Raw genomic sequence first — 25,043 nt, 5'->3', positions numbered from 1 at the left:
GAACGGAGGACGGACCATGAGCCACGCGCCCGGACGCAGGGGCACGCGGGCGGAGCGGGGGCGCGCGGGCCTCCCCCACCGGGTGCGGGCCGCGCTGGTGGCCGTACCCCTGGCGGTGCTGCTCGCCGCGGGGTGCGACGGCGGCGGGGCCGGGAGCGGGAAGGCCGGGCAGGCCCCGGGGGTGGTGGAGACACCGGGCGAGATCGTGCTGGCCAGTGGCCGCGACGTGACCGGCAAGGGCGGCGTCCGGCAGCAGCTGATCGACGAGTGGAACAAGCAGGAGCACGCGCACGGGTCCGGCTACCAGGCCCGGCTGGTGGAGCTGCCCGGCTCCGCGGACCAGCAGCGCAGCCAGCTGCTCGGCGCGCTGCAGTCCGGCAGCGCCGAGTACGACGTGGTCAACCTGGACGTGACCTGGGTGCCGGAGTTCGCCGCCGCCGGGCTGGTGCGCCAGCTGCCCGCCGGCCTGGTGGACGACGACGTGGTCCCGTCCGTGGCCGCCACCGCGGAGTGGGACGGCAAGGTGTACGCCGCGCCGTTCAACAGCGACGTCGGGTTGCTCTTCTACCGCCGCGACTACCTCGAGGCCGCCGGCGTGACGCATCCGGACGTCGGCGGGAACACCAGCTGGCCCGGGGTCCTGGACCTCATCGAGGCCCTCGGCCGGGCCGGCGACCGGCTGCCCGCGGCCTACGAGAAGGGCTGGACCGCGCAGCTCGACGCCTCGTACGAGGGCCTGACCGTCAACGGCGTCGAGGCGATCGCGTCCGTGACCGACGTCGCGGCCCTCACGGACGCCGCGGGCCGGTACACCGGCACGGCCGACCGACTGCGGGTCGGGATCGAGGAGTTCCGGACCCGCACGCAGGCCTCGTACACGCTGCCGGCGGCCGCGCAGTCCGACGAGACCGACTCGCTGACGGACTTCGCCGCCGGGCGCACCGGGTTCCTGCGCCACTGGCCGTACGCCTACCGCACGCTCCACCAGTCCCTGTCCCCGCAGCGGCTCGGCGTCGCCCCGCTGCCCGGCCGGGCCGTGCTGGGCGGGCAGAACCTGGCCGTCACGCGCGCCTCGCAGCGGGCGGAGGCGGCGGGCCGGCTCATCCGGTTCCTCACCGGCCGGGAGAGCGAACGCTGCCTGCTCGACGCGGGGTTCGCGGCGACGCGGGTGTCCGCGTACACCGACGACGGTCTGCGGTGCCAGGTGGCACGGCAGCCGGCCGGGGCCGCCACGGCGCCGGCCGGCGAGCGCACCGACCGGATGCCGAGGGACGCCAACGGCCGGCCCGCCTACGCGCGCGAGATCCTGCTGCCGGCCCTGCGCCGTGCCGTCCAGCGCCCGCGCACCCCGCTGTACGGCGCGTTCACCCAGACCTTCACCGCCCAGCTGGCGCGCCTGCGGGGCACCGCCCCACCGACCTCGGCCGAACTGGCCGAGGCGCTGGACGCGGCGCTCCGCAAGGCCCTGCCGGGCGGCTGAGCGTCCCTGAACCCGTCGCGGTCGAGGCCGCGGTCGAGGCCGTCCTCAGAAGCAGGTGAGGGTGAGGGGAAGGTGGTGCGGGCGGTGGCTCCAGTGGCGTCGGTGGCGGCGGCGCGTGCGCGGGATCAGCGGTCGCCGGAGGGAGGGAAGTGGATGTCGAGCGCGCAGATGTCGTCGCGATGCCGGGGGCGCAGGGCGGCCAGGGTGCGGGCGAGGCTGTCGTCCCGGCCCTCGCGCAGCAGCCGGAGGGTGCGGTCGGCGAGCCGGGCGAGCCCGTCCTCGATGTCCTCGCCCGGGTCCTCCACGAGGCCGTCGGTGTAGAGCAGGAGGTGGTCCCCGGGCTCCAGGTCGATGACGGCCTCCCTGTACGCGGCACCGCGGTCGGCGCCGAGCAGGCTGCCCTCGGGCTGCGGCAGGAACCGTGCCGTGCCGCCGCGCACCAGGAGGGGCGGGAGGTGCCCGGCCCGCACCCAGAACAGGCGGTGGTCCGCGGGCCGGTAGCGGGCCATGACCATGGTCGCGGTGGCGCCCTGCCCCTCGCGCGCGGTGTGCAGGAGGAGGGCGTTGAGCCGGGTCAGCACGTGCGGGAGCGCCGACCCCGTGACGGCCATGCCCTTGGTGGTGAACCTCAGCTGCGCCATGGTGCCGACGGCCGCCAGGCCGTGGCCGGCCACGTCCCCGACCACGAACAGGGCGTCGCCGTCGGGCAGTTCGATCGCGCTGTACCAGTCGCCGCCGACGTTGACCCCGGTCTCGGCCGGCACGTACGCCACGTCGACGCGCAGGTCCGCGAGCTCCAGCGACTGCTCGGGGGTCGGGAGCAGGGTCTCCTGCAGGCGGGCGGCGAGGGCGCGTTCGGCCTGGAGCATGCCCCGCTGGAGGAGGTTGGCGCGTTCGCTCTCGCGCAGGGCGATCTCGGCGTCCCGCTGCGCGGAGAGGTCCTGGAAGAAGCCGTGCACCTCGGCGGGCGTCCCGTCGGCGTCGGTGCGTGCCTCGGCGACGATCCGCAGGTGCCGGATGCCGTCCGCCGTCCTGATGCGGAAGGGCTGGTCGATCGGTTCGCCATGGCCGAGCAGCCGCTCCACGGCGGCCCCCAGCCGCGGCACGTCGTCGGGCAGCAGGTGGACGGGGAGCTCTTCCAGGGGCATGGGCCCGCGCGCGGGGTCGCGGTCGAAGACGGCGTACACCTGCTCGGACCAGGTGATGGTGTCGGTGGCCAGGTTCCAGCTCGCCCAGCCCAGGTTGCCCAGGCGCTGCATGTCGGCGAGCCGGCGGGCCTCGCGCTCGCTGGTGTCGTGCCGGACCCAGGACACCACGAGGCGCTCGCCGAGCCGGGAGGCCCGGACGGAGTAGGTGGACTCGTGCGGTACGCCCGCCAGGACCTCCTGGTAGACGAAGGGCTCGCCCTCGTAGACCCTGCCGGTGGCGAGGGTGTCGAGGTAGCCGGCCCAGAGGGCGGAGCCGGCCACGGTGGGATAGGTCTCCAGGATCCGCAGGCCCACGAGCTCCCTGCCGCGACGGCCGGCCACGTCGACGGACTCCGGTGCGGCCGCGTCGATCCGGTAGTCCTCCACCTCGCCGTCCCCGTTGCGCAGGGGGGTGAGGAGGGTCGCGGGCCCGGGCAGGGCGTCGAAGATCCGCTGGATCCCGCTGAGGTCCTCGTGGACGAGGTCGCCGGTGGCGTGACCGCCCTGCTGGAGGGGGCCTGCGCACAGTCGGACGGCCCGCCGCAGCAGGGTGCGGGTGCGGGGGTCGAAGGGGGTGTCCCGGGTCCTGAGGAGGCCGACGACCGTGCGGGGCCGCACGCCGGGTACGGGGATCCAGGCACGCGTCGGCCAGCGTCGGGGCGGGCCGCCGATCGGCAGGTAGCGGGCGGCTTCCTGCTCGGGGTCCTCCAGCCACACCGCCTGCCCGTCCGCCACTGCGTCCAGCGGGGCGGTCCCGACGAGCGGCGGGATCCGGCTCCACTGCTCGGCCAGTTCGGGGGCCAGGCCGGCGCACCCGGCCAGTTCCAGGCTGCCGGCCGCGGACACGGCGTAGACCAGGACCACGTCCACGTGCTCGGTGTCCGCGAGCACCGCGCGCAGCAGTCCGGCCACGTCGCCGGGGGTCCGGGCGACGGTCAGGCCGGCAGCGATCCGGGCCGGCAGTGCCTGCCGAGCGGCCCCGCCGTCGCCCTGGTCGTCGTCGCACAGGAGGTAGCGGCGGGCGCTGAAGGGGGACTCGGCCGCGGGGGCCGCGGTGGTCCCGGGCAGCGGGGCCCGGCCGGGCTCCGGGGACTCCGCGGGCCCCGCGGACTCCCGGGACGACGGGGCCGGCTCCGCGTCCGCCGGCCGTTCCGCGCGTCGGGGCCGGGAGCGGGGCCCGGCACGGCCCAGCGTGATCCAGCACTCCTCCACCAGGGTCCGCCGGCCCGCCTCGGCGCGGTCGCGGAGCAGCTCGTACGCCGTGTCCGCCGCCACCCCCTCCTGGGCCATCAGCACGCCCTTGGCCCGTTCGAGGACGGCGGCCATCGAGGCCATGCCCTCCAGGTCCACGACCTCGGCCCGGAGCCTGGCCACCACCTTCGCCAGGGCAAGCACCTCCGGACCGGCGACCTCACCCGGGGCGTCCGCATCACTCCCCATCTTTCGAGGGTGCCACGTGAGCGGGCGCCCCGTGCGGCCGACCCCCGCCCGGCCGCGGCGGCGGCCCGGACGGGACGACGCCCCGCGCCGCGGCGGGGCGGCCGGATCGGGAATCAGGAGGGGAGCACCTCGACCGCGTGGACCGCCTGGGTGACGGAGGCGTACACCGTGAGGCCGCCGGCGGCGAGGGACTGCCGGAGCAGGCGCCGCACCTCGACGGCGGTCGAGACGACCGCCAGGGACGCCGCACGTGCCCGGCAGCTGTGCTGGGCGCGCAGGACCACGCTCGTGGCCGCCGGTGTGAGGAGGCTGGGGATCTCCACCACCAGACGGCGCGGCCGGTGGCTGGCGAGGAGCTCGTCGATGGCCAGGGTCGCGGCGGCCCGGTGGCGCAGGGCCAGCGCGGGGAGCAGACGGATGACCAGCACCCCGTCGCCCGCCGTCCGGTGGGTCAGCGGCATGTGCCCTTCACCGGCCGGTGGCGGCGGGCTCGGCGCCCGGCGCGGTGTGCGGCGTGCTCATGTGGGCGGCCACGACCGCCAGGCACCGGTCGCAGTACGCCTCGGTGCCGGCGGGGTCGCCCGGCACGGTTCGCGTGCCGCACAGGGTGCGTCCGCCACCGCCGCCGTCCCGCGGCAGGACGTGCCACACCAGCGCGGCGTCCGGTCCCGGCCCGATCCGCATCTCGAACATGGCCCAACCTCCCGTCGTGTCGCTTCAGTGCCAGGCAAGAGCACCCGGCCGGAGATCGCACCCCACCGGGCCGCCCCGCAGCCGGCCGGGGCCCCCCGGTCGGACCCGCCAGCAGCGCCTTCCGGCCGCCCTCGCGTCCCGGGCGGCCCGCGCCCGAACGGGTGAACGCCCGCGACCGGCCGCGCCTCGGGAGGCCCACGTGCACGTCGTCGGCCCGGCCGCGCCACCAGACCCGTTGCGGGCAACCCGGACGCCGCACCGGTACGCCTGCCCGGCCCGCCGCCGTGCGGCTGCCAGGGTGGACGGATGCGGCCGCCGGCCCGGTCGCAGCGCACTTCGTGGAGGCCCCGATGGTGTCGGTCGAGAACACGCCGGTGGACAACACCCCGGCACCGGACGCGGCGGAGGCGGCGGCCCGTGCCGGCGCCCGGCGGGTCACCGCGGGACGGCGTCTGCTGGAGGTGCTGGGCACCACCGACCACAAGACGATCGGCTACCTGTACCTCGTCACGTCCTTCGCGTTCTTCCTCTTCGGCGGCCTGCTCGCCCTGCTCATGCGCGCGGAGCTGGCCCGCCCCGGCCTGCAGCTCGTCTCCGCGCAGCAGTACAACCAGCTCTTCACGGTGCACGGCACGGTCATGATGCTGCTGTTCGCCACCCCCACCTTCACCGGCTTCGCCAATGCCGTGATGCCGCTCCAGATCGGCGCCCCGGACGTGGCGTTCCCCCGCCTGAACGCTTTCACCTACTGGGTCTACCTGTTCGGCGGCCTCACCGTGGTCGCCGGCTTCCTCACGGCCGACGGGGCCGCAGCCTTCGGCTGGTTCGCGTACGCGCCCCTCAACAGCGCGCAGCACTCCCCCGGGATCGGGGCGGACCTGTGGGTGATGGGCCTGGCCGTGTCGGGGCTGAGCACCATCCTCGGCTCGGTCAACTTCGTCACCACGATCGTCTGCCTGCGGGCGCCGGGGATGACGCTGTTCCGGATGCCGGTGTTCACCTGGAACGTGCTGTTCACCTCCGTCCTGGCACTGCTCGCCTTCCCCGTGCTCGCGGCGGCGCTGCTCGCGCTGGAGGCGGACCGCAAGCTGGGGGCGCACGTCTACGACCCGCAGTACGGCGGCGCGATCCTGTGGCAGCACCTGTTCTGGTTCTTCGGCCATCCGGAGGTGTACATCGTGGCACTGCCGTTCTTCGGGGTGATCAGCGAGATCGTCCCGGTCTTCAGCCGCAAGCCGGTCTTCGGGTACGTGGCGCTGATCGGGGCGACCATGGCCATCACGGGCCTGTCGGCCACCGTCTGGGCCCACCACATGTTCGCCACCGGGGCCGTGCTGCTGCCGTTCTTCTCGCTGCTGTCCTTCCTGATCGCGGTGCCGACCGGGGTGAAGTTCTTCAACTGGATCGGCACGATGTGGCGCGGCTCGCTGTCGTTCGAGACACCCATGCTGTGGAGCATCGGCTTCCTGGTGACGTTCCTGCTCGGGGGCCTGACGGGCGTGGTCGTGGCCTCGCCCCCGATGGACTTCGCCTTCACCGACAGCTACTTCGTGGTGGCCCACCTGCACTACGTGCTCTTCGGCACGATCGTCTTCGCGACCTTCGCCGGCTTCTACTTCTGGTGGCCCAAGTTCACCGGCCGCATGCTCGACGAACGGCTCGGCAGGATCCACTTCTGGACGCTCTTCACCGGCTTCCAGCTGACCTTCCTCGTCCAGCACTGGCTGGGCGAGAGGGGCATGCCGCGCCGGTACGCCGACTACCTCGCGGCCGACGGCTTCACCCTGCTGAACTCCCTGTCCAGCCTGGGGGCGTTCCTGCTCGGGCTGTCGACGCTGCCGTTCCTGTACAACGTGTGGCGCACCGCGCGGTACGGCGAGCGGGTGACCGTCGAGGACCCGTGGGGCTGGGGCCGGTCCCTGGAGTGGGCCACCAGCTGCCCGCCGCCCCGGCACAACTTCCACGCCCTGCCGCGCATCCGCTCCGACTCGCCCGCCTTCGACCTGCACCACCCGGAGGTGACGGGACCATGAGGGCCGAGGCCTGGCTGTTCACCGGAGTCGCCCTCTTCTTCGCCGCGACGGGCGGGGTGTACGCCGCCTACGCCCACGACCCCGCGGGCGTGGCCGCCCTGATGGTCTCGCTGCTGATGGCCGGGCTCGTCGCGGCCTTCCTGTGGCGGCAGGCCGGCAAGGGCGGGCCGCGGCCCGAGGACGACGCGGAGGCGGAGGTGGCCGCGGCGGCCGGGCGCCGCTTCTCGTTCCCCGCCCGCAGCTTCGCCCCCGTGACGGCGGCCGCCGGCACCGGGCTCATGGGGCTGGGCACGGTGATCGGGCTGTGGCTGGTGCTGATCGGTTTCGGTCTGCTGGTACCGGGTGTGTACGGGTTCGTGTTCGCCGGTTCCGACTACGCGTCCGAGGACTGAGGCGGGGTCCCGTCCCCGGGCCCCGCGTCCCGACCCGCCGCCCACCCCGCGTCCCGGCCGCCCGGCCCGACGTCCGTCCCCGCGCCCGGCCCGACGTCCGGCCCGGCCAGTACGGCCGCCACCGCGTCCCGGGTCGCCCGCGAGAGGGGCGGGGGCTGCCGGTCGCCGTAGTACCAGTGGCTCAGCGCAGTCCGGAGCCGGGCGACGGCCCGTACCCGCCACGGCGTCCCGGGCCAGCGGGCGACGGCGGGCAGCGGGCGGGGCGCGGGCAGCTCGTACACCGCGCGGACGTACCGCTCCCCGGGCGGCAGCGGCGCGTGCACCCCGTGGAAGCCGCCGTCCGCGGTCTGGTACACCTCGCCCGTCTCCTCGCCCTCGGTGAGCAGTTCGTTGTCGCGGACCTGCAGGGCGAGGCAGAGGCGCCGGGTGACCCGGAACGCGGCCGGCGGCAGCACCAGGACCGCGACGCGCAGGGTCCACGTGATCCCCCGCACCGGAACGCCCGTCACGTAGGCGAACACGTCCTGCGCCCCCGCCACCAGCAGCACCGCGTAGGCCGTGAGCACCGCCACCGCGAGCGCGGTCCGGGCGGGCCGGTGGCGGGGCCGGTCGCACAGGTGCCGCTCACCGCGCTCGCCGGTGATCCAGCGTTCGAAGAACGGGTACGCGTACAGGCCCGTGAAGAGCAGGCCCGGCAGGATCACGGCCGGTACCAGCGGGTTCCACGAGAGGGTGTGGCCCCACAGCCGGGTCTCGATCCCGGGCATGAGGCGCAGCGCTCCCTCCAGGAAGCCCACGTACCAGTCCGGCTGGGCGTCGGTGGAGTCGACGTCGGCACTGTACGGACCGTAGTTCCAGACCGGGTTGATCTGGGCCAGGGCGCCGAGGGCCGCGAGGACGCCCGCCACCATGAAGAACAGGCCCGCCGACTTGGCCGTGTAGCGGGGGTGGAAGGGCTGGCCGACGGCGTTGGCGCCGGTGCGGCCGGGCGCGGCCCACTGGGTGTGCTTGAGGTGCACGACCAGCAGCAGGTGCAGCGTGACCAGTCCGAGCAGCAGGCCGGGCACGAGCAGGATGTGCACGGGGTAGAGGCGGGGGACGATGTCGTGGCCCGGAAACTCGCCGCCGAAGACGAGGAACGAGGCGTACGTGCCCACCACCGGCAGCGACAGCACGATGCCCTGGGCGGTGCGGAGCCCGGTGCCCGAGAGCAGGTCGTCCGGCAGCGAGTAGCCGGCGAACCCCTCCAGCAGGGCCAGGACGAACATGGTGACGCCGACGGCCCAGTTCAGCTCGCGCGGGCGGCGGAAGGCTCCGGTGAGGTAGACGCGCAGCAGGTGCACCGCGATGGCGCTGACGAAGACGAGCGCGGCCCAGTGGTGGATCTGCCGGATGAGGAGGCCGCCGCGTACGTCGAAGGAGATCCGCAGGGTGGAGGCGTACGCCTCGGAGACGCGCAGGCCGCTCAGCGGGGCGTAGGAGCCGGTGTAGGTCGTGTGGTCGAGGCTGGGGCTGAAGAAGAGGGTCAGCCAGGTGCCGGTGAGGAGGAGGACGACCAGGCTGTAGAGGGCGATCTCGCCGAGGAGGAAGGACCAGTGGTCGGGGAAGGCCTTGCGCAGGCCGGTGCGGGCCGCCTCCAGCACCGGCAGCCGGGCGTCCGCGTACGAGACGGTCCGCCCCGCGGCCCGGCCCAGCCGCTGGGCGGCCCGCTCGCTCGTCTTCTTCGGCTGCACGCGCCGCGACTCCCTTCGGGCCGGCTTCCGGGGCTCGGTCCCGGGCCTGGCTCCGGGACCGGTGCCGGGTCCCGTTCCCGGGTCCCGCTGCCCGAATATGGCCCGTGCCGCCGCGGTGGCCGGGGAGCCACGCACGCCGGCGGGGGTGAAAGCACGTGTTCAGCCCCTTTCCGCCCGCGGAGGGGTCCGACCCGCCGCGGCGGGTCGGACGCGTGCGTCCGGGCCGCGGCGGGCCGTGGGGGCGCCGGGATCGTCGGGGAGGCGCGCGTCAGGCCCGGACCGGGCGGACCAGGCGGACCGGGCGGACCGGGCGGACCGGGCGGACCGGGAGCGTCTCGACGCTGTTGCCGATGAAGCTGCGCTGGTGGGGCAGTTCGGCCTCGGGGACGGCGAGGTCGAGGTCCGGGAAGCGGGTGAAGAGCCGTTCGAGGGCGATCGTGGCCTCGAGGCGGGCGAGCGGGGCGCCCACGCAGTAGTGCGCGCCCTGGCCGAAGGAGAGGTGCCGGGCCGCACCGGGCCGGGTGACGTCGAAGCGGTCGGCGTCCGGGCCGTGGAAGGCCGCGTCGCGCCCGGCGGCGGTGTAGCCGGCGAGGACCGGGGTGCCCCGCGGGATCACGGTGCCGCCGAGGGACAGGTCGCGGGTGGGGTAGCGGAAGGGGAACCAGCTGACCGGGCCGTCCCAGCGGAGCGTCTCGTCCACCACGTCCGACCAGGTGGCCTTTCCCTCCAGGACCAGCGCCAGCTGGTCGCGGTGGGTGCACAGGGCCCGTACGGCGTTGCCGATCAGGTTGAGGGTGGTCTCGTGGCCGGCGACCAGCATCAGGCGCATCGTGCCGATGAGTTCGGCCTCGCTGAGCCGGTCGCCGCCGTCCTCGCGGGCGGCTATCAGCGCACTGGTCAGGTCGTCGCCGGGGGCCGCCCGGCGGGCGGCCGCGATCGTGCCGAGCAGTTCGACGAGCTCGCGCACGGCGGCCGTCACCTCCGCCGGGGTGGTGTCGGTGGCGATGATGACCGTGTACGTGAGGTCGTGCAGGCGGCCGCGGTGTTCGGGGTCCACGCCGAGCAGCTCGCAGATGACGCTCATCGGGAGCGGGAGCGCGAAGTGGGTGCGCAGGTCCGCGACGCCCTCCGGGTCCTCGGCGGCGGCCCGGCCGAGGTCGTCGAGGAGGCCTGCGGTCAGCTCCTCGACGCGCGGGCGCAGCCGCTCCACCTGGCGGGCGGTGAAGGCGTTGCCGACGAGCGAGCGCAGTCGTCGGTGGTCGGCGCCGTCGGCGGTGTGCATGCCCTGGGCGTTGGCGAAGACGCGCAGCGGCCAGTCCGCGGGGATCGTGCCGTCGTTCAGGGCCGGGCAGTGGCGGGCGTCCTTGGCCACGTCGGGGTGGGAGAGGAACTCCTTGAGCGCGTCGTGCCCCAGGACGACCGCCGCGGGCACCCCGCCGGGCAGGACGATGTCCGCGACGGGCCCCCGGGCCCGCAGCTCGGCGTTCAGGGCGTGCGGGCAGCCGCCGGCGGGCGCGACGACGTGGGCGGGAGCAGGTTCGGAGGTGTGCGAGGACAAGCCGGGACTCCTGACCGACCGTAGGAACGAATACCGGCCAACAGTGCGGTGCCGGAGGCCGGTTGTACAAGTCCGCCCCCGTCCCCGTCCCCCGTCCCCGCTCCCGTCCCCGACCGGCGGGCCGCGCTCCCGGCCCGGAGGCGGCGTCCGCGTGATCCGGATCACGTCGTGTCACAGAACGCGGGGCCGCGGTGTCTTCATGGCGAACCCCTGGAGCCGGAGGAGGCACCGTGAACGAGAACATCCGCGTGGTCGTGGTCGGCGGCGGGTACGCCGGTGTGATGGCCGCCAACCGCCTGACGCGGCGCGCCGACGTCGCCGTGACCCTGGTCAACCCGCGCCCGACCTTCGTCGAGCGGATCCGCCTGCACCAGCTCGTGGGCGGGTCCCACGCCGCCGTGGTCGACTACCGGGAGGTGCTGGCCGGGAGCGTCCGGCTCGTGGTCGACACCGCGACCCGCATCGACGCGGCCGCGCGCCGCGTGACGCTCGCCGGCGGCGACGCGCTCGGCTACGACCACCTGGTCTACGCGGTGGGCAGCGGCAGCGCGGACCCGCGCGTGCCCGGGGCGGCGGAGTTCGCCCACCCGATCGCGAGCCTGGAGGAGGCGCTGCGACTGCGTCCGCTCGTCACCGCCGCCCCCGCCGGGGCCCCGGTGGCCGTGGTGGGAGCCGGGCCGACCGGCATCGAGACCGCCGCGGAGCTCGCGGAGGAGGGCCGCGCGGTGACCCTGGTCTGCGGCGGGGAACTGGGCCCGTACCTGCACCCGAAGGGGCGGCGCGCGGTGTCCCGGCGGCTGGCCGCGCTCGGTGTGACCGTGGTCGAGGGGCCCGGGACGAAGGTGGCGGCCGTGGCGGCCGGGAGCGTGACGCTGGCCGACGGTCGTACGCTGCCGAGCTCGGTGACGGTCTGGACTGCCGGGTTCGGCGTACCGGACCTGGCCGCCCGCAGCGGGCTGACCACCGACACGCTGGGCCGCCTGGTCACGGACGAGACGCTGACGAGCGTGGACGACGAGCGGATCGTCGCGGCCGGGGATTCCGCGGCCCCGTCGCAGCTGCCGCTGCGGATGAGCTGCCAGGCCGCGGGCCCGCTGGGTGCCCAGGCCGCCGACACCGTGCTCAGCCGCATCGCGGGTGAGCGGCCCCAGACGCTCAGGGTGGGGTTCGTCGGCCAGTGCATGAGCCTGGGGCGCCGGTCCGCGGTCTTCCAGTTCTCGACGAAGGAGGACAACGCCAAGGGCCTCTTCCTCGGCGGCCGGACCGCCGCGAAGCTCAAGGAGGTGGTCTGCAGGGGCACGGTCAAGATGCTGGCGGACGAGGCGCGCAAGCCCGGTTCGTGCACCGCGCACCGCTGGTTCAAGGAGGGCGGGCGCCAGGAGCTGCTGCGGGCCCGGGAAGCCGGGACGGAGGCCGGGACGGGGGCCGGCTCGGCGGACCGCGGCGGGGACCGGGTGACGGACCGCGGCGGGGACCGGGTGACGGACGGGGTGGCGGCGCGGTAGGGCGCCCCGCGCGGCGGGCCCGCCGTGTCAGGCCCGCAGGTGGCGTGCGCCCAGCCCGCGGCGGTCGCGCAGCAGGGCGCGCAGCGGTCCCGGCCCCTCGTAGCCGACGCGGCGGGCCACCGCCGCCAGCGGCAGTGACGTCGTGCGCAGCAGGTGCTCGGCCTGCTCCACCCGCAGGTCCTGCACGAGCCGGATGGGGGCGCACCCCAGGGTCCGGGTGACGGCGCGCTGGAGCGTGCGTTCGCTGACCCCGAGCGCCCGGGCGGCCTCCGCGATCGACAGCGGCTCGCCGATCCGGGCCCGCACCCACTCCTCGAACGCCGAGACCAGCGGGTCGTGGCGGGCCAGTGCGCTCGGGATGGTGTACGCGGCCTGCGAGGCGCGCTCGTCCACCACCAGGTAGCGGCGCACCAGGTCGGCAAGGGCGGGGCTGCGCATCCGTACGATCGCCAGGGCCAGGTCGAGGTGGCTGAAGGCCGCGCCGGCGGTGGTGACGCCGTCGCTGGTGGTGACCATGCGGCTCTCGTCGACCGTGACCCGGGGGTAGCGCTCCCGGAACACCGGCGCCAGCCACCAGCTGGTGGTGGCCCGGAGCCCGTCCAGGACGCCGGCCTCGGCCAGCAGGAAGGTACCGGTGCAGGACGTGGCGAGCGGGGTGCGCCGTTCCCGCGCCTCGGCGAGCAGCCGGCGGGCGCTCCGGTGCGCGGCGGACCCGACCACCTCCAGCAGGCCGTCGGGGTGCCGCTCCATGAGGGCCGGTACGACGACGACGTCCGCGTCCTCGGCCTCCGTGGCGCTCTCGGTGTCGACGCGGTGGCCCAGGCCGGTGCGCACCCGGCGCCGGACGCCGACGGTGCGGACGTCGAACCGCGGAGGCGTCGCCCCGGCCAGCCGGGGTCCCAGCGCATTGGCGGAGTGGAGCACGTCGAGGATCCCGGACACCCCGGAGTCGAACGCGCCGTCGAGCACGAGCACGGCTACCTTCATCCGGTCACCCTAGGTCCTGTCGGGGCGCGCGGTGCCGGATCCGGTGCGTCGGGCACGGTTTCCGACAGTCCCGGACGGCGGGCGTCAGCCGCGGACCGCGGCGACGGCCTCGTCGTAGAGGGCCGCGGGGTCGCCCTGGCCGCCGGCCCGGATCCAGGCCTCGGTGGCGGCGTCGGCGCAGGCGAACACGGTGGCCAGGACGGCTTCGGCGCGCAGCTCCGGGTCCGCCGCCCCGGCGGGCATCCGCGCCAGCACCGCGGGCAGCACCTCCTCGTGCCACAGGAGGCGCTTCTGCACGTACCGGGCGCGCAGCGAGGGCGTGCCGAAGATGAGGCCCATGATCCGCAGCACCTGCTCGGGCGAGCCGTGCGCGTCCATGATCGCGACGAGCCCCGCCCGGAGGGCCTGCCACGCCGTGGCCTCGGCGGGCTGGGCCTCGACCGTCTCCCGCAGCACCTCCCCGAAACCGTCCTGCTCACCGCAGACGATGTCCTCCTTCGTACCGAAGTACCGGAAGAGCGAACGCTGCGAGATCCCCGCCTCCTTGGCGATCTGGGCGATGGTCGTGGCCTCGTAGCCCTGCTCGTCGAAGAGCCGCATGGCGGTGTCGTGGATGCTCGCGACCACGGCCTGCCGGGAGCGGTCCCACAGGGTCGGGGCGGTGGTCGTCGGCTGCGGTGCGGTGGTCCCCATCCGGTCAGCATATAGGCGGGCCGCCAAGCTGCATCCTGCTGCCTGGTTGGCAGTCACTGCCAACCAGGCATACAGTGATGGCTCGCGATCCACGCGATCTCACCTCATGGGCAGGAGCCACTGTGAACGCGGTCGACTACCGGGGCCGGACCACCCTCATCACCGGCGCCAGCGCGGGCCTGGGCACGGAGTTCGCGCGCAGGCTGGCCGCCCGCGGCTCGGACCTGGTGCTCGTGGCCCGGCGCGCCGAGCGCCTGGACGCCCTGGCGGCGGAACTGTCGGCGACGTACGGCGTCAAGGCCGAGCCGATCGCCATGGACCTGGCGGTGGCCGGCTCCGGCGCACTGCTGGCGGCCGAGGTGGAGCGGCGCGGCATCACGCTCTCCAGCGTCATCAACAACGCGGGCTTCGGCACCTTCGGCCCCTTCCACGAGGAGGATCCCGAGCGGCTGCGCGAGGAGATCGGCCTCGACGTGGCGGCCGTGGTCGACATCAGCCGGGCCTTCATCGGCGGCCTGCGGGAGCGCGGCGAGGGCGTGCTGGTCAACGTGGCGAGCATGGCGGCCTACCAGCCCATCCCCCACATGGCCGTCTACGGTGCCTCCAAGGCCTTCGTGCTCAGCTTCACCGAGGCGCTGTGGCAGGAGTCGCGGGGCACCGGGCTCCGCGTCCTCGCGCTGTCGCCGGGCGCGACGAGGACGGAGTTCTTCGACGTCATCGGCACCGAGGACGCGGCCGGCGTGGCGCCGATGCAGACCGCGGAGCAGGTCGTGCGGACGGCACTGCGCGCCCTGGACCGCCGCAACCCCCCGCCGAGCGTGATCTCGGGCGCCGCCAACCGCGTGTCGGCCTACGCGGGGCGCCTGCTGAGCCGCCGCCAGCTCGTCAAGACCGTCGCCCGCATGACCGGCCGGTAACCCGACCGGCGGCACCGGCGGCCACCGGACCGCCGGTCCGGCTCGGCCGTTCCTCGGTCCACCCCTCCGGGCGGCCGCCCCCACGGCCGCCCGCCCGAACCCCGTCGAGCCGCCAGCCGCCGATGCGGCGGCGCGACGGGGCGGCGGCCGTTCCGGCCCCGGCGCGCCCGACGGCACCGACCGGCCCGCGGACCCGATGCCGGTGGCGCTCACGGCCGGACGCGCCGCGGCCGGACCCGAAGGGCCCGACCGGCCCCGCGCGCCCCGCCAGCTCCGCCGCCCCGCGCGCCCCGCCGGCCCCGCCGGCCCCGCCGCCCCCGCGCGCCCCGCGGCCGCGGCGCGCCGAGGCTCGACCGGAATTCAGGCGGGACCTGAGAGCGTGGCGGCCGACCCGCCCTTCCGCCGGTCGGTGCTTCGGGCCGTCCGACGGTCCGACGGTCCGTCCTCCGTGGCCGCTGTCGGACCGCCCGCCCGATCCACCGCATCCGTGCCACGACCCCTTCGGGAGCCAGGACATGTCCGCGCCCGTGTCCGAACGCGTGGCGGCCCGTCCCGCCGCGTCCACCGGAACCGCCTTGCCCTCCGGGCCGACCGCCGCACCCGGCGGGGTCCCCGAGCCGTCCTCCGCGTCCGCCGCACCCGCCGCGGCCGGGCGCCGGGCGCGGCCCGGGCTCGCACTGGCCGTCGTCGCCGGGTGCACCGCGATGGTCCGGCTCGACGCCCCGGTCACGCACCTGGCCCGGCCCGGGATCCGGGCCGGCCTGGACCAGTCCGCCCCGTCCGCGTCCTGGGCCGTGGGCGCCTGCCTGCTGGCCTTCGGCGGTCTGCTGCTGCTCGGCGGCCGGGCCGGGGACGTCCTCGGCCGGCACCGGGTCTTCGTCGCGGGTGTGTACGTGTTCACGGCCGCGGCCGCCGTACGGGCGTTCGTACCCGGTGGCGAGCTGCTGGTCGCGCTGCGCGCCGCGGAGGGTGCGGGCGCGGCCTTCGCCACCGCCAACGGGTTCGCGCTCCTGCTCGCGACCTTCGCGGATGGCCCGGCCCGCAGGCGGGCGATCGCCGTGTGCACGGCGGTGGGCGCCGCGTCGACGGCCGGCGGGCTGCTGCTGGCCGCGGCCGCACCGACGTCGGCGGGCTCCGGACGGTGGGTGGGGCTGCTGGACGTACCGACGGGGCTGGCCGTGGTCCTGCTCGCGCGGCGCGTGCCGGCCGGGCCCCGGCGCGTGCCGGGCCGCTTCGACGGGGCCGGTGCGGTCCTGTCCGCGGTGGGCGCCGCCGCGCTGGTGTACGGGCTGTGGCGGGCGGCGGAGCGCCCGTGGGGCGACGCCCCGGTGGCGGGCCCGGTCGCGGCCGGGTCGGTGCTGCTCGCCGTGCTCGTCGGGGTGCGGCGGCGGACGGAGGGGCCGATCGTGCGGCCGGGCCTGTTCCGGGACCGGGACCGGGTGCTGGCCTTCGCGAGCATGCTGCTGCTGCCCGGGGCGCTGGTCGGCGCGTACGTCGACCTCGGCCCGTTCTTCCAGCAGGAGCGCGGCTGGTCCGCACTGGCCGCGGCGGTCGCCCTGCTGCCGCTGCCGCTGGCGACGGCCGGTGCGGCCGGGCTGGCGGTGCACGCGGAGCGGGCCGTCGGCGCGAAGCGGGTGATGGTGCTGGGGGCCCTCGCGCTGGTGGTGGAGAACCTGTGGCTGGCGTTCCTGGAGCCGGCCGGCGACTACGCCTCCGCCGTGCTGCCGTCACTGGTGCTGCTGGGCGCGGGCACGGCCTTCTGCGCCGTCCCGGCGACCGTCCTGGCCACCTCGGGGCTGCGCCCGGACGAGCTGGGGCAGGCCGGCAGCGTCCTCGGCGCCCTCCAGGCGGTGGGCGGCTGCCTGGGCATCGCGCTGCTGGCCACGGCCTCGTCGGGGTACACCGTCCCCGCGGACGCGATGGGCGCCGGGTTCACCGCCGGTGCCGCCGTCGCGGGCGCGGGGCTGCTGCTGGCCCTGGGCCTGCGCCCGCGCCGGTAGCAGGGCTCCGGACAGCCCTCGGGAGGGGCTCCGACACGCTCAGGAGGCGTCCCGCCCGTGCCCGTGGCCGTCCTCCCGGCGCTCCCCGGCCGCCACGCGGTCGACGAGGACGAGGGCCACGTCGTCCGCCAGCGAGCCCTGGGTGTGGTGGAGCAGGGCCTGCCGCAGGGCTTCCAGGAACGCCGTGCGGGTGTGGCCGTGCATCGTCGCCATGGCCTCGGGAAGGTCGAAGAAGCCCCGGTCGCGGTCGCGGGCTTCGACGACGCCGTCCGTGTGCAGCAGCAGCCGGTCGCCCGGGGCGAAGGGGTAGCTGTCCATCCGGCCCGGCGGGCCGGTGATGAACTCCTCCAGGCCGAGCGGCGGCAGCGGGCTGCTGGGCTGCAGGGACCGCACCGCCCCGTTGCGCAGCAGCAGCGGCGCCGGATGGCCCCGGTTGACGAGCTCGATGTCCGGGCCGTCGGGGATCTGGGCGACGAGCGCGGTCACGAAGGCCTCCTGGTACGCGTCCTCGCCGCCGGCGCTCGCGAGGGCGGCGTCCCGCCGCAGGGCCGCTCCGCAGTGGTTGACCACCTCCACCAGGTCCTCCTCGTAGTGCACGGCCTCCCGGAACGCGCCCAGCACGACGGCCGCGGCCCGGACCGCGGGCAGGCCCTTGCCCCGTACGTCCCCGACGATCAGCCGCACGCCGTACCGGGTCTGGACCGCGTCGTACAGGTCGCCGCCGATCTGCGCCCCGGTCTCGGCCGCGAGGTACAGGCTGGCCGCACGGACCGGGCCCAGCCTGGCCGGCACCGGGCGCAGCAGGACCTCCTGCGCGGCGGTGGCGATCCGGCGCACCTGGTTGAGCTCGCTGTCCCGGCGGGTCCGGGCGGCGCGGCTGGTCAGGTAGCCGGCGGTGGACACGAGGAACAGGGCGAGGAAGTTCGTGTAGACCTGCTGGCCGCCCCAGGCGTTGTTGTGGGTGGCGGTGACCACGCTGACGGCGACCGCCACGCCCGCCGCCGCGAGGGTGCCTCCGGGGCCCATCGTGACCGCCGCGAGGGCCGGAGTCGCCACGAGCAGGGGGCCGGTGTAGATGACATGGGCCGGCGTGAGCTCGATGACGAGCACCAGCAGCGCGATCGCGAAGGGCACGCACTCCGCGAGGACGAAGAGGACCTGGTGGTGGCCGCCGGCTCCCGGTCCCGAAGGCGAGCGCAGGGCCGCTCTCATGACTACAGCCTGCCTCGTACGGGCGTACGGCCGCCACTCATCGGGGCACGATCGCGGCACCGGCCCGGGGCACGGCCGCAGCACCGGCCCGGGGACCGAGGGGGGCCGGCCCGGGCACCGATCGGGGCACGGGGTCCCCGGTACCGTCCGCCCGCGCCCGGGACCGGGTAGGGATGCGGGCACGGCGCGGCCGCCCCGACCGCGCCGTGCCGAGTCCGGAGGCCCGCATGACCGAGAGCACCGATCCGCCGGAGGCCCGGCGGACCTCCCGCGTCGAGTTCGACGCCCTCTTCGCGTCCGTGCGCACGTGGGGCCGGTGGAGCCACGCCGACCGGGGCGCGTGGAACCTGGCGACCCCGGAGCGCGTCCGGCGGGCCGCCGGCCTGGTCCGCGACGGTACGGCGGTGCCCCTGGGACTCCCCTGGAACACCCGGCCCGGGCCGGACAACCCCCGGCCCGCCCTGCACTACATGTCCGACCTCGGCGACGTGGAGCCCCCGGAACCGGCCACCCACAAGGACTTCCTGGGCGCCGACTACCACGGCAAGGCCGTCACCCACCTCGACGCGCTGGCGCACGTCGCCTACCGGGGGCGGCTCTACGACGGGCGGCCGGCCCGCGCCTGCGTGGGCGCCGACGGCGTCCGGTTCGGCTCGGTGGCGGCCCTCGGCCCGCTGGTCGCCAAGGGCGTGCTCCTCGACCTCCCGGCCGTCCTCGGGACCGACTGGCTGGAGCCGGGCCGGGCGGTGGGGGCGGCGGACGTGGTGGCGGCCGAGCGGGCGCTCGGCGCCGCCGTCGACGAGGGCTGCGCCGTGCTGCTGCGCACGGGCCGGTTCCGGCGGCGGCGCGCGCTGGGCCCGTGGGACGTCGGCACGGCGAGCGCGGGCTTCGCCGTGGACGCGATGCCGCTGCTGGGCGAGCGCGGGATCGGCCTGCTCGGCGCGGACGGGGACAGCGACGTACGGCCGTCACCCGTGGAGGGGGTGCACTCCCCCGTGCACGCCCTGGCGGTGGCGGCCATGGGGGTGCCGCTGCTGGACAACCTGGACCTGGAGGAACTGTCCGCCGCGTGCGCCGTGGCGGGGCGCTACGAGTTCATGATCGTCGTGGCCCCGCTCGTCGTCCCCGGCGGGACGGGGTCGCCGGTCAATCCGGTCGCCGTCCTGTGAACCCGTAAATCACCCGGAATATACTCAAAACGCACTGCTTTCAACGACACCACACGGACCAGGACATCCTCGAGGGGCACACCGCCCAGGGGAAGTGATGCAGATGGGCGTCACGGGAGACCGGATCGGCCCCGCACGCTCCCGTGAACGGTTCCTGGTGGGCGAACCGGTCGCGACGGGGGTGCGGGGTTCCATCCTCGACTCGTGGCAGCGCTGCCGGCTGCTGGGGCTGTCCCCGGACGGTGCCGAGCTGCCCTACCGGGACGACTTCGACCGCGACGGCCGGCTCGTCCGGGCCGCCCGGCCCGTGCTCGACCATCTGGAGTCCCGGTTCTCGGGCAGCCGGATGAACATCTCGGTCGCCGACGCCGCGGGCACCGTACTGGAGCGCCGCTTCGGCGAGCCCTCCCTCGCCCGGAGCCTGCCACCGGTCCAGAGCGTGCCGGGCTTCGTCTTCGCCGAGCGGTACGCCGGGACCAACGGCATCGGGCTCGCCCTGGCCGAGCGGCGCCTCATCCGGGTCTACGGGGCCGAGCACTTCGCCGAGCGCGGCCAGGCGAACGCCTGCTGCGCCGTCCCCATCCGCGACCAGCTCAGCGGGCACATCCTGGGCGTCCTGTGCTTCGGCTACCCGTACGCCTACGAGCGCCCGGCCCTGTCGGACCTGCTGCAGCGGGCGGCGGCGGCGATCGAGCACCGGCTGGTGGAGCAGAGCTCGGCGCGCGAACGCGCGCTGCTGCACGCGTACCTCGACGCCGAGCGGTACGTCCGCCCGGGCGCGCCCGTGGCGAACGGGGCCGGCGCGGCGCACCTGCTCGGCCCGGACCGGATGGCCGGCCCCGGGCGGTCCGAGGATCCCGACCACCACCTCGTGGACCTGGAGCTGGATCCGCACGACCGGGCGATCCTCAAGGAGAAGGCGACCGAGCTGATCTCCACGGCCCGGCGGGGCGCGGTGGGAGTGGCCCTCCCGCACGGCCGCGAGGCCACCCTGCTGAGCCACCCCGTCACCAGCCCGTCCGGCGTGTCGGGCGTGGTCGTCGAGGCCCTGCTCAGCAGCGACAACCCGGCGGTCCACCGCCTCGCGGTCTCGCGCCCCGGACCGCCCGCCGTCGCGCCGGCCGCTTCGACGTCCGGCGACGCACTGCCCGCGACCGCGGTGCCGCACGCGGCCGCCGCACCGCACGTGGCCGCCGCACCGCCCGCCGACGCCGGGGCAGCCCTCCCGGACCCGCCCGGCGCCGACCCCGGGTCCAGGTCGGGGTCCGGCCCTGGGTCCGGCTCTGGATCCGACCCCGGGTCCGGCTCCGGGTCCGACTCCGGGTCCACTGTCCGCGGCCTGGTGCTGGTGGGAGAGCCGGCGGTCGGCCGGTACGCCATCGAGGCACGGCGGCGCCTGGAGCTGCTGGCCGAGGCCAGCACCCGGATCGGCACCACCCTGGACGTGGACCGCACCGCCTGGGAGCTGGCCGAGCTGGCGGTGCCGGGCCTGGCCGACTACGTCACCGTCGACCTGCCCGAGGCCGTGCTGCGCGGCGACGAGGCCGGCGAGCCCGGGACCGGCCTGCACCGCACGGTGGTGCACGGCATCCGCGACGACTGCCCGTTCTTCCCCGTCGGCGAGGCCCTGGACTTCCACACCGGGACCGTCCACATGCGCGCCCTGAGCAGCGGACGGGCCGTCCTCGAGCCCGAACTGGCGGCCGCGGCCGGCTGGTTCGCCCAGAGCCCCGAGCGCTCGCAGCAGGTCCTGGACCACGGTGTGCACTCGCTCATCGCCGTCCCGCTCTTCGCCCGCGGCGTACTGCTGGGTGTCGTGAGCTTCTACCGCTCGCAGGACCCGGCCCCGTACGGGGAGGACGACAGCCGGCTGGCGCAGGAGCTCGCGGCCCGCGCCGCCCTGTCCATCGACAACGCCCGCTGCTACACCCGCGAGCACACCCTGGCCCTCGCCCTGCAGCGCAGCCTCCTCCCGCGCGGCCTGCCCGAACTGGGCGCGGTCGAGGTCGCCCACCGGTACCTGCCCGCCGAGTCCGGCGTGGGCGGCGACTGGTTCGACGTGATCCCGCTGTCGGGCACCCGCGTCGCGCTCCTCGTGGGCGACGTCGTCGGCCACGGCCTGCACGCGGCGGCGACCATGGGACGGCTGCGGACGGCCGCGCGGAACTTCGCCGAACTCGAGCTCGCCCCCGACGAGCTGCTCACGCACCTCGACAACCTGCTGGTGCGCCTGGACCGGGAGGAGGGCGGGGACGAGGCCGACGGCAGCACCGGGATCGTCGGCGCCACCTGCCTGTACGCCGTCTACGACCCCACCACCCGGCAGTGCACCATGGCGCGGGCCGGCCACCTCCCGCCGGCCGTCGTCCGTCCCGACGGCAGCGTCACCTTCCCCGACCTGCCCGCCGGTCCGCCGCTCGGCCTGGGCGGCCTGCCGTTCGAGACGGCGGAGTTCGTGCTGCCCGCCGACAGCACGCTGGTCCTCTACACCGACGGACTCGTCGAGGACCGCCACCGCGACATCGACGTCGCCCTCGACCAGCTGCGCACCGTCCTGGGCCACCCGGACCGGACGCCCGAGGAGACCTGCGGGGCGGTCATGGAGGCGCTCGCACCCGAGCACCCGGCCGACGACATCGCCCTGCTGGTCGCCCGCACCCACGCCGTGCCCGCCGACCGGATCGCCTCCTGGGACCTGCCCGCCGACCCGGCGCGGGTCGGCGAGGTCCGCGCCGCCGTCACCCGCCGACTGGCCGAATGGGGCCTGGAGGAACTCTCGTTCGCCGCCGAGCTGATGCTGAGCGAGCTGGCCACGAACGCGATCCGGTACGGCAACGAGCCGATCCAGGTGCGCCTGGTCCTCGACCGCACCCTGGTCTGCGAGGTGTCCGACGGCAGCAGTACCGCCCCGCACCTGCGCCGGTCCGCGAGCACCGACGAGGGCGGACGCGGCCTCTTCCTGGTCGCGCAGCTCGCCCAGTCGTGGGGCACCCGCTACACCCCGCAGGGCAAGGTCATCTGGGCCGAATGCGCCCTGGACGCCGCGTGACGTCCGCCGGTGACGACGCCCGCCGACCCGTCAGGAAGCTCCCGCCATGACGTTCCCGCCGTGGAATGCCCTTCCAGACCGTGGCCATCATGAGGTGCCGTGAGCAAGTGCCCGTCATGGAGTGCCCTTCACCGCCGTGTCCGCCAAGACGATGTCCGTAAAGAACGGGAATCTCGCCTGGCGCCCAGTAGCATCCCCTTTGCCCCCATCCTCCCGTGCGGGAGGCCCGAGGTCGCCTCCGGAGACGTCCGTGCCCGACGCCCATGACACGTCCGTCACCCCGACGGACCGCCCGCCCCCGGCTGGCGCGCAGCCGCTCGTACGGATCCGCGGCCTCGGCAAGCGGTTCGGCGGGACCGTCGCCCTCGACGCGGTCGACCTCGACCTGCACCGGGGCAGCGCGTTCGCCCTCCTCGGCCCCAACGGCGCGGGCAAGTCCACGCTCATCAAGGTGCTCGCCGGGGTGCACCGGGCCGACGCGGGCGCAGTGACGGTGGCCGGACACCCGCTGGGATCGCCGGCGGCCTCCCGGGCGATGTCCTTCATCCACCAGGACTTCGCCCTGGTGGAGTGGATGTCGGTCGCCGAGAACATCGCGCTGGGCACCGGCTACCCGCGCCGGCGCGGGCTGATCTCCTGGCGCCGGACGCGCGAGCGGTGCGACGAGGCCCTGCGGGCCGTGGCCGGGCACCTGGACCCCGGCGCCCGGATCGCCGACCTCCCGCCCGCCGAGCGGTCCCTGGTCGCCATCGCCCGGGCCCTGGCCCGCCGGGCGGAGCTGTTCGTCCTCGACGAGCCGACGGCCACGCTCCCGGCCGCGGACTGCGCCCGGTTGTTCGACGCCCTGCACGGGCTGCGCGACCGGGGCCACGGCGTGCTGTACGTCAGCCACCGGCTCGACGAGGTGTACCGGGTCGCGGACGCGTTCGCCGTCCTGCGGGACGGCGCCGTGGTCAGCCGCGGCCCGCTGGCCGGGTACGGCCCCGCCCGGCTGGTCGCGGACATCGCGGGTGCCGCGCCGACCGGCCGCGGCCCGGCCGCCCCGGTGCGCGCCGGCACCGGCCCCGCCGCCCCGGTGCGCGCCGGCCGGCCGCCCGTACTGCGCCTCGACGCCGTGACGACGGAGCGCACCGCCCCGGTCGGCCTGGCCCTCGCGCCCGGCGAGATCCTCGGTCTGGTGGGCCTGACCGGCGCCGGCCACATGCACCTGGGACGCGCCGTGGCCGGCGCCCTGCCCCTGCTCGGCGGGCGCGCGCTGCTCGACGGCCGGCCGTACCGGCCGCGCAGCGTGTCGGCGGCGGTCGCCCGGGGCGTCGCCCTGGTGGCCGCCAACCGTCAAGAGGAGGGCTGCGCCCCGGACCTGACGGTGCGGGAGAACCTCCTCGCCAACCCCCGAGCGGCCGGTGTGCCGGCCTGGCACTGGCTGGGCCCGCGGGGTGAACGGCGCGAGGCCGCCGCCCTGGTCGAACGGTTCGGGGTGCGCCCGCGCGACACCGAGGCCCCGCTGGCCACCCTGTCCGGCGGGCACCAGCAGCGGGTCGTCGTCGGCCGGTGGCTGCGCGGGCGGCTGCGGCTGCTGGTGCTGGAGGAGCCGACCGCGAGCGTGGACGTCGGCGCCAAGGCGGCCGTCCACCGGATCCTCGACGGGGCCGCCGCCGACGGGCTGGCGGTCCTGCTGGTGTCCACGGACTTCGAGGAGGTCGCGGACCTCTGCCACCGCGCCCTGGTGTTCGTGCGCGGATCGGTCACCGCCGAACTCTCCGGCGCCGGCCTGACACCGGCCGCACTCACCCACGCCGCCTCCGCCCTGCCCGCGATCACCGGAAGCCCGACGACCCCGTGACGCGCTGGTCCGCGCGCGGGCACCCGATCGGCAGGTACGGCCTGGCGGGACTGGCCGCGCTGCTGTTCGTGGCCTTCTCCCTGGCTCTGCCGGACACCTTCCCCACCCGGGACAACGTGTCCTCGATCCTCTCCAACCAGTCCGTCCCGGCGCTGCTCGCGCTCGGCGCGACGATCCCCATCGCCTCGGGCAGGTTCGACCTGTCCATCGGCTACGGACTGGGGCTGGCCCACGTCCTGGTGATGCACCTGATCGTCGAGGAGGGGGTGCCGTGGCCGCTCGCCTGCGCCGTCGTCGTCGTGGGCGGAGTGCTCGCCGGGGCCCTGAACGGGGCGGTCGTCGAATTCGCCCGGATCGACTCCCTGATCGCCACGCTCGGCACCGGCAGCATCATGTACGCCGTCACCGGCCGGCTGACGGACGGCGGCCGGATCGTGCCCGGCCCGGACGGCCTGCCGGCCGGCTTCACCGACCTGTACGACGCCCGGTTCCTCGGCCTGCCGGTGCCCGCCTTCTACGTCCTGGCCGCCGTCGCCGTGCTGTGGGTGGTGCTGGAGCGGCTGCCGATCGGCCGGTACCTGTACGTCGTGGGCTCCAACCCGCGGGCCGCCCGCATGCTCGGCATCCCGACCCGCCGGTACTCCGTCTACGCCTTCGCCGGATCGGGCCTGTTCGTGGGGATCGCGGGGGTGCTGCTGGCGGCGCAGCAGCAGATCGGCAATCCGAGCGTGGGGCTGGACTACTTGCTGCCGGCGTTCGTCGGCGCCCTGCTCGGCTCGACGACGGTCCATCCCGGGCGGGCCAACGCGCTCGGCACCCTCGTGGCCGTCGGCGTGCTCGCCGTCGGCCTCGCCGGAATCGGCCAGCTCGGCGCCGAGTTCTGGGCCACTCCGCTGTTCAACGGCTGCACCCTGCTGCTGGCCGTCGGGCTGTCCGGCTACGCCGCCCGGCGGCGGCTGCGGACCCGGGCGGGGCCGGGTGGGGGGACGTCCGGGGAGGGCGGCGGGGCGGGAGCGGCGGGCGGGGGGACTTCCGGGGGTGGGAGGAGGTCCGGGGGCGCGGGGACTTCCGGGCGTGGAGGACCACCACCGCAGGAAGCTCCGCCGCGGGACGCACCCCCGTAGAGCGGGCGGCGGCACCTTCCCCACCGCC

General features: G+C 75.8%; 17 protein-coding genes and 1 pseudogene. 10 read left to right on the top strand and 8 right to left on the bottom strand.

The genetic code is table 11. The features are described 5' to 3' along the window. The first annotated feature begins 16 nt into the window (after positions 1 to 16). Positions 17 to 1,480, top strand: a complete 1,464-nt coding sequence (locus IF43_RS0100315) for an extracellular solute-binding protein (protein ID WP_037887069.1) — start codon at positions 17 to 19, stop codon at positions 1,478 to 1,480. Positions 1,481 to 1,605: 125 nt separating this feature from the next. Here IF43_RS0100315 and IF43_RS0100310 read toward each other — a convergent pair whose 3' ends face one another. The 3 genes from IF43_RS0100310 to IF43_RS0100300 all read right to left on the bottom strand — a co-directional run bounded on the left by IF43_RS0100310 (position 1,606) and on the right by IF43_RS0100300 (position 4,800). Then, positions 1,606 to 4,107 carry a SpoIIE family protein phosphatase gene (locus tag IF43_RS0100310; protein ID WP_030192429.1) on the bottom strand — a complete coding sequence of 834 codons (2,502 nt, stop codon included), beginning with the start codon at positions 4,105 to 4,107 and terminating at the stop codon, positions 1,606 to 1,608. Positions 4,108 to 4,220: 113 nt separating this feature from the next. Continuing rightward, positions 4,221 to 4,568: a hypothetical protein gene (locus IF43_RS0100305; RefSeq protein WP_030192426.1), complete on the bottom strand. Its 348-nt coding sequence runs from the start codon at positions 4,566 to 4,568 to the stop codon at positions 4,221 to 4,223. 7 nt (positions 4,569 to 4,575) lie between these two features. Beyond that, the gene (locus IF43_RS0100300) at positions 4,576 to 4,800 is read right to left on the bottom strand and encodes a hypothetical protein (protein ID WP_030192424.1); all 225 of its coding nucleotides are present in this window, start codon (positions 4,798 to 4,800) and stop codon (positions 4,576 to 4,578) included. A gap of 350 nt (positions 4,801 to 5,150) precedes the next feature. On the opposite strand from IF43_RS0100300, the pseudogene ctaD reads away from it, so the two are divergent. After that, a pseudogene (gene ctaD / locus IF43_RS0100295) lies at positions 5,151 to 6,824 on the top strand (cytochrome c oxidase subunit I); the annotation flags it as partial. 5 nt (positions 6,825 to 6,829) lie between these two features. Then, positions 6,830 to 7,225: a cytochrome c oxidase subunit 4 gene (locus tag IF43_RS0100290; RefSeq protein WP_030192421.1), complete on the top strand. Its 396-nt coding sequence runs from the start codon at positions 6,830 to 6,832 to the stop codon at positions 7,223 to 7,225. On the opposite strand, the gene IF43_RS0100285 is transcribed toward IF43_RS0100290, so the two are convergent. Both IF43_RS0100285 and IF43_RS0100280 read right to left on the bottom strand, forming a co-directional pair. Beyond that, a complete protein-coding gene (locus IF43_RS0100285; RefSeq protein ID WP_107048362.1) occupies positions 7,207 to 8,958 on the bottom strand; it encodes a cytochrome bc complex cytochrome b subunit in 1,752 nt (583 codons plus the stop codon). The two genes, IF43_RS0100290 and IF43_RS0100285, sit on opposite strands and share 19 nt — an antisense overlap. Before the next feature lie 268 nt (positions 8,959 to 9,226). Continuing rightward, the gene (locus tag IF43_RS0100280) at positions 9,227 to 10,516 is read right to left on the bottom strand and encodes a cytochrome P450 (protein WP_051794441.1); all 1,290 of its coding nucleotides are present in this window, start codon (positions 10,514 to 10,516) and stop codon (positions 9,227 to 9,229) included. A 230-nt stretch (positions 10,517 to 10,746) separates the two neighbouring features. On the opposite strand from IF43_RS0100280, the gene IF43_RS0100275 reads away from it, so the two are divergent. Then, on the top strand, positions 10,747 to 12,021 hold the full coding sequence (locus IF43_RS0100275; RefSeq protein ID WP_078909815.1) for an NAD(P)/FAD-dependent oxidoreductase: 1,275 nt from the start codon (positions 10,747 to 10,749) through the stop codon (positions 12,019 to 12,021). A 27-nt stretch (positions 12,022 to 12,048) separates the two neighbouring features. Here IF43_RS0100275 and IF43_RS0100270 read toward each other — a convergent pair whose 3' ends face one another. Next, the gene (locus IF43_RS0100270) at positions 12,049 to 13,008 is read right to left on the bottom strand and encodes a GlxA family transcriptional regulator (RefSeq protein ID WP_030192416.1); all 960 of its coding nucleotides are present in this window, start codon (positions 13,006 to 13,008) and stop codon (positions 12,049 to 12,051) included. An 84-nt stretch (positions 13,009 to 13,092) separates the two neighbouring features. Further along, positions 13,093 to 13,701 (bottom strand): TetR/AcrR family transcriptional regulator, encoded by a 609-nt coding sequence (locus IF43_RS0100265; RefSeq protein WP_051794439.1) that lies wholly within the window; start codon positions 13,699 to 13,701, stop codon positions 13,093 to 13,095. 122 nt (positions 13,702 to 13,823) lie between these two features. Here IF43_RS0100265 and IF43_RS0100260 point away from each other — a divergent pair, with 122 nt between their 5' ends. Both IF43_RS0100260 and IF43_RS0100255 read left to right on the top strand, forming a co-directional pair. After that, the gene (locus tag IF43_RS0100260; protein WP_030192414.1) at positions 13,824 to 14,618 is read left to right on the top strand and encodes an SDR family oxidoreductase; all 795 of its coding nucleotides are present in this window, start codon (positions 13,824 to 13,826) and stop codon (positions 14,616 to 14,618) included. 515 nt (positions 14,619 to 15,133) lie between these two features. After that, a complete protein-coding gene (locus IF43_RS0100255) occupies positions 15,134 to 16,618 on the top strand; it encodes an MFS transporter (protein WP_051794435.1) in 1,485 nt (494 codons plus the stop codon). 39 nt (positions 16,619 to 16,657) lie between these two features. Here the strand turns inward: IF43_RS0100255 and IF43_RS0100250 are convergent, their stop codons facing one another. After that, complete coding sequence (locus IF43_RS0100250) at positions 16,658 to 17,830, bottom strand: PP2C family protein-serine/threonine phosphatase (RefSeq protein WP_037887068.1); 1,173 nt, start codon at positions 17,828 to 17,830, stop codon at positions 16,658 to 16,660. Between the two features lie 227 nt (positions 17,831 to 18,057). Here IF43_RS0100250 and IF43_RS0100245 point away from each other — a divergent pair, with 227 nt between their 5' ends. The 4 genes from IF43_RS0100245 (at position 18,058) to IF43_RS0100230 (ending at position 25,015) form a co-directional block, all read left to right on the top strand. After that, positions 18,058 to 18,999: a cyclase family protein gene (locus IF43_RS0100245; RefSeq protein WP_030192410.1), complete on the top strand. Its 942-nt coding sequence runs from the start codon at positions 18,058 to 18,060 to the stop codon at positions 18,997 to 18,999. A 103-nt stretch (positions 19,000 to 19,102) separates the two neighbouring features. Further along, entirely contained in the window at positions 19,103 to 22,048 is a 2,946-nt protein-coding gene (locus tag IF43_RS0100240; RefSeq protein WP_030192407.1) for a SpoIIE family protein phosphatase, read from the top strand. A gap of 250 nt (positions 22,049 to 22,298) precedes the next feature. After that, positions 22,299 to 23,891 carry a sugar ABC transporter ATP-binding protein gene (locus IF43_RS0100235; RefSeq protein WP_030192404.1) on the top strand — a complete coding sequence of 531 codons (1,593 nt, stop codon included), beginning with the start codon at positions 22,299 to 22,301 and terminating at the stop codon, positions 23,889 to 23,891. Next, complete coding sequence (locus IF43_RS0100230) at positions 23,888 to 25,015, top strand: ABC transporter permease (protein WP_078909813.1); 1,128 nt, start codon at positions 23,888 to 23,890, stop codon at positions 25,013 to 25,015. Before IF43_RS0100235 ends, IF43_RS0100230 begins: the two co-directional genes overlap by 4 nt. Positions 25,016 to 25,043 lie beyond the last annotated feature (28 nt).

Source organism: Streptomyces sp. NRRL S-87 (genome assembly GCF_000719335.1).
Classification (GTDB): domain Bacteria; phylum Actinomycetota; class Actinomycetes; order Streptomycetales; family Streptomycetaceae; genus Streptomyces.
Note: the sequence above shows the minus strand (reverse complement) of the source record. Positions and strands in the feature narration are given on the sequence as shown.

Excerpts from the sequence above, each read along its gene's own strand:
- IF43_RS0100315 (WP_037887069.1), top strand. The coding sequence starts at position 17 with ATGAGCCACGCGCCCGGACGCAGGGGCACGCGGGCGGAGCGGGGGCGC.
- IF43_RS0100310 (WP_030192429.1), bottom strand. The coding sequence starts at position 4,107 with ATGGGGAGTGATGCGGACGCCCCGGGTGAGGTCGCCGGTCCGGAGGTG.
- IF43_RS0100305 (WP_030192426.1), bottom strand. The coding sequence starts at position 4,568 with ATGCCGCTGACCCACCGGACGGCGGGCGACGGGGTGCTGGTCATCCGT.
- IF43_RS0100300 (WP_030192424.1), bottom strand. The coding sequence starts at position 4,800 with ATGTTCGAGATGCGGATCGGGCCGGGACCGGACGCCGCGCTGGTGTGG.
- IF43_RS0100290 (WP_030192421.1), top strand. The coding sequence starts at position 6,830 with ATGAGGGCCGAGGCCTGGCTGTTCACCGGAGTCGCCCTCTTCTTCGCC.
- IF43_RS0100270 (WP_030192416.1), bottom strand. The coding sequence starts at position 13,008 with ATGAAGGTAGCCGTGCTCGTGCTCGACGGCGCGTTCGACTCCGGGGTG.
- IF43_RS0100265 (WP_051794439.1), bottom strand. The coding sequence starts at position 13,701 with ATGGGGACCACCGCACCGCAGCCGACGACCACCGCCCCGACCCTGTGG.
- IF43_RS0100255 (WP_051794435.1), top strand. The coding sequence starts at position 15,134 with ATGTCCGCGCCCGTGTCCGAACGCGTGGCGGCCCGTCCCGCCGCGTCC.
- IF43_RS0100250 (WP_037887068.1), bottom strand. The coding sequence starts at position 17,830 with ATGAGAGCGGCCCTGCGCTCGCCTTCGGGACCGGGAGCCGGCGGCCAC.
- IF43_RS0100245 (WP_030192410.1), top strand. The coding sequence starts at position 18,058 with ATGACCGAGAGCACCGATCCGCCGGAGGCCCGGCGGACCTCCCGCGTC.
- IF43_RS0100240 (WP_030192407.1), top strand. The coding sequence starts at position 19,103 with ATGGGCGTCACGGGAGACCGGATCGGCCCCGCACGCTCCCGTGAACGG.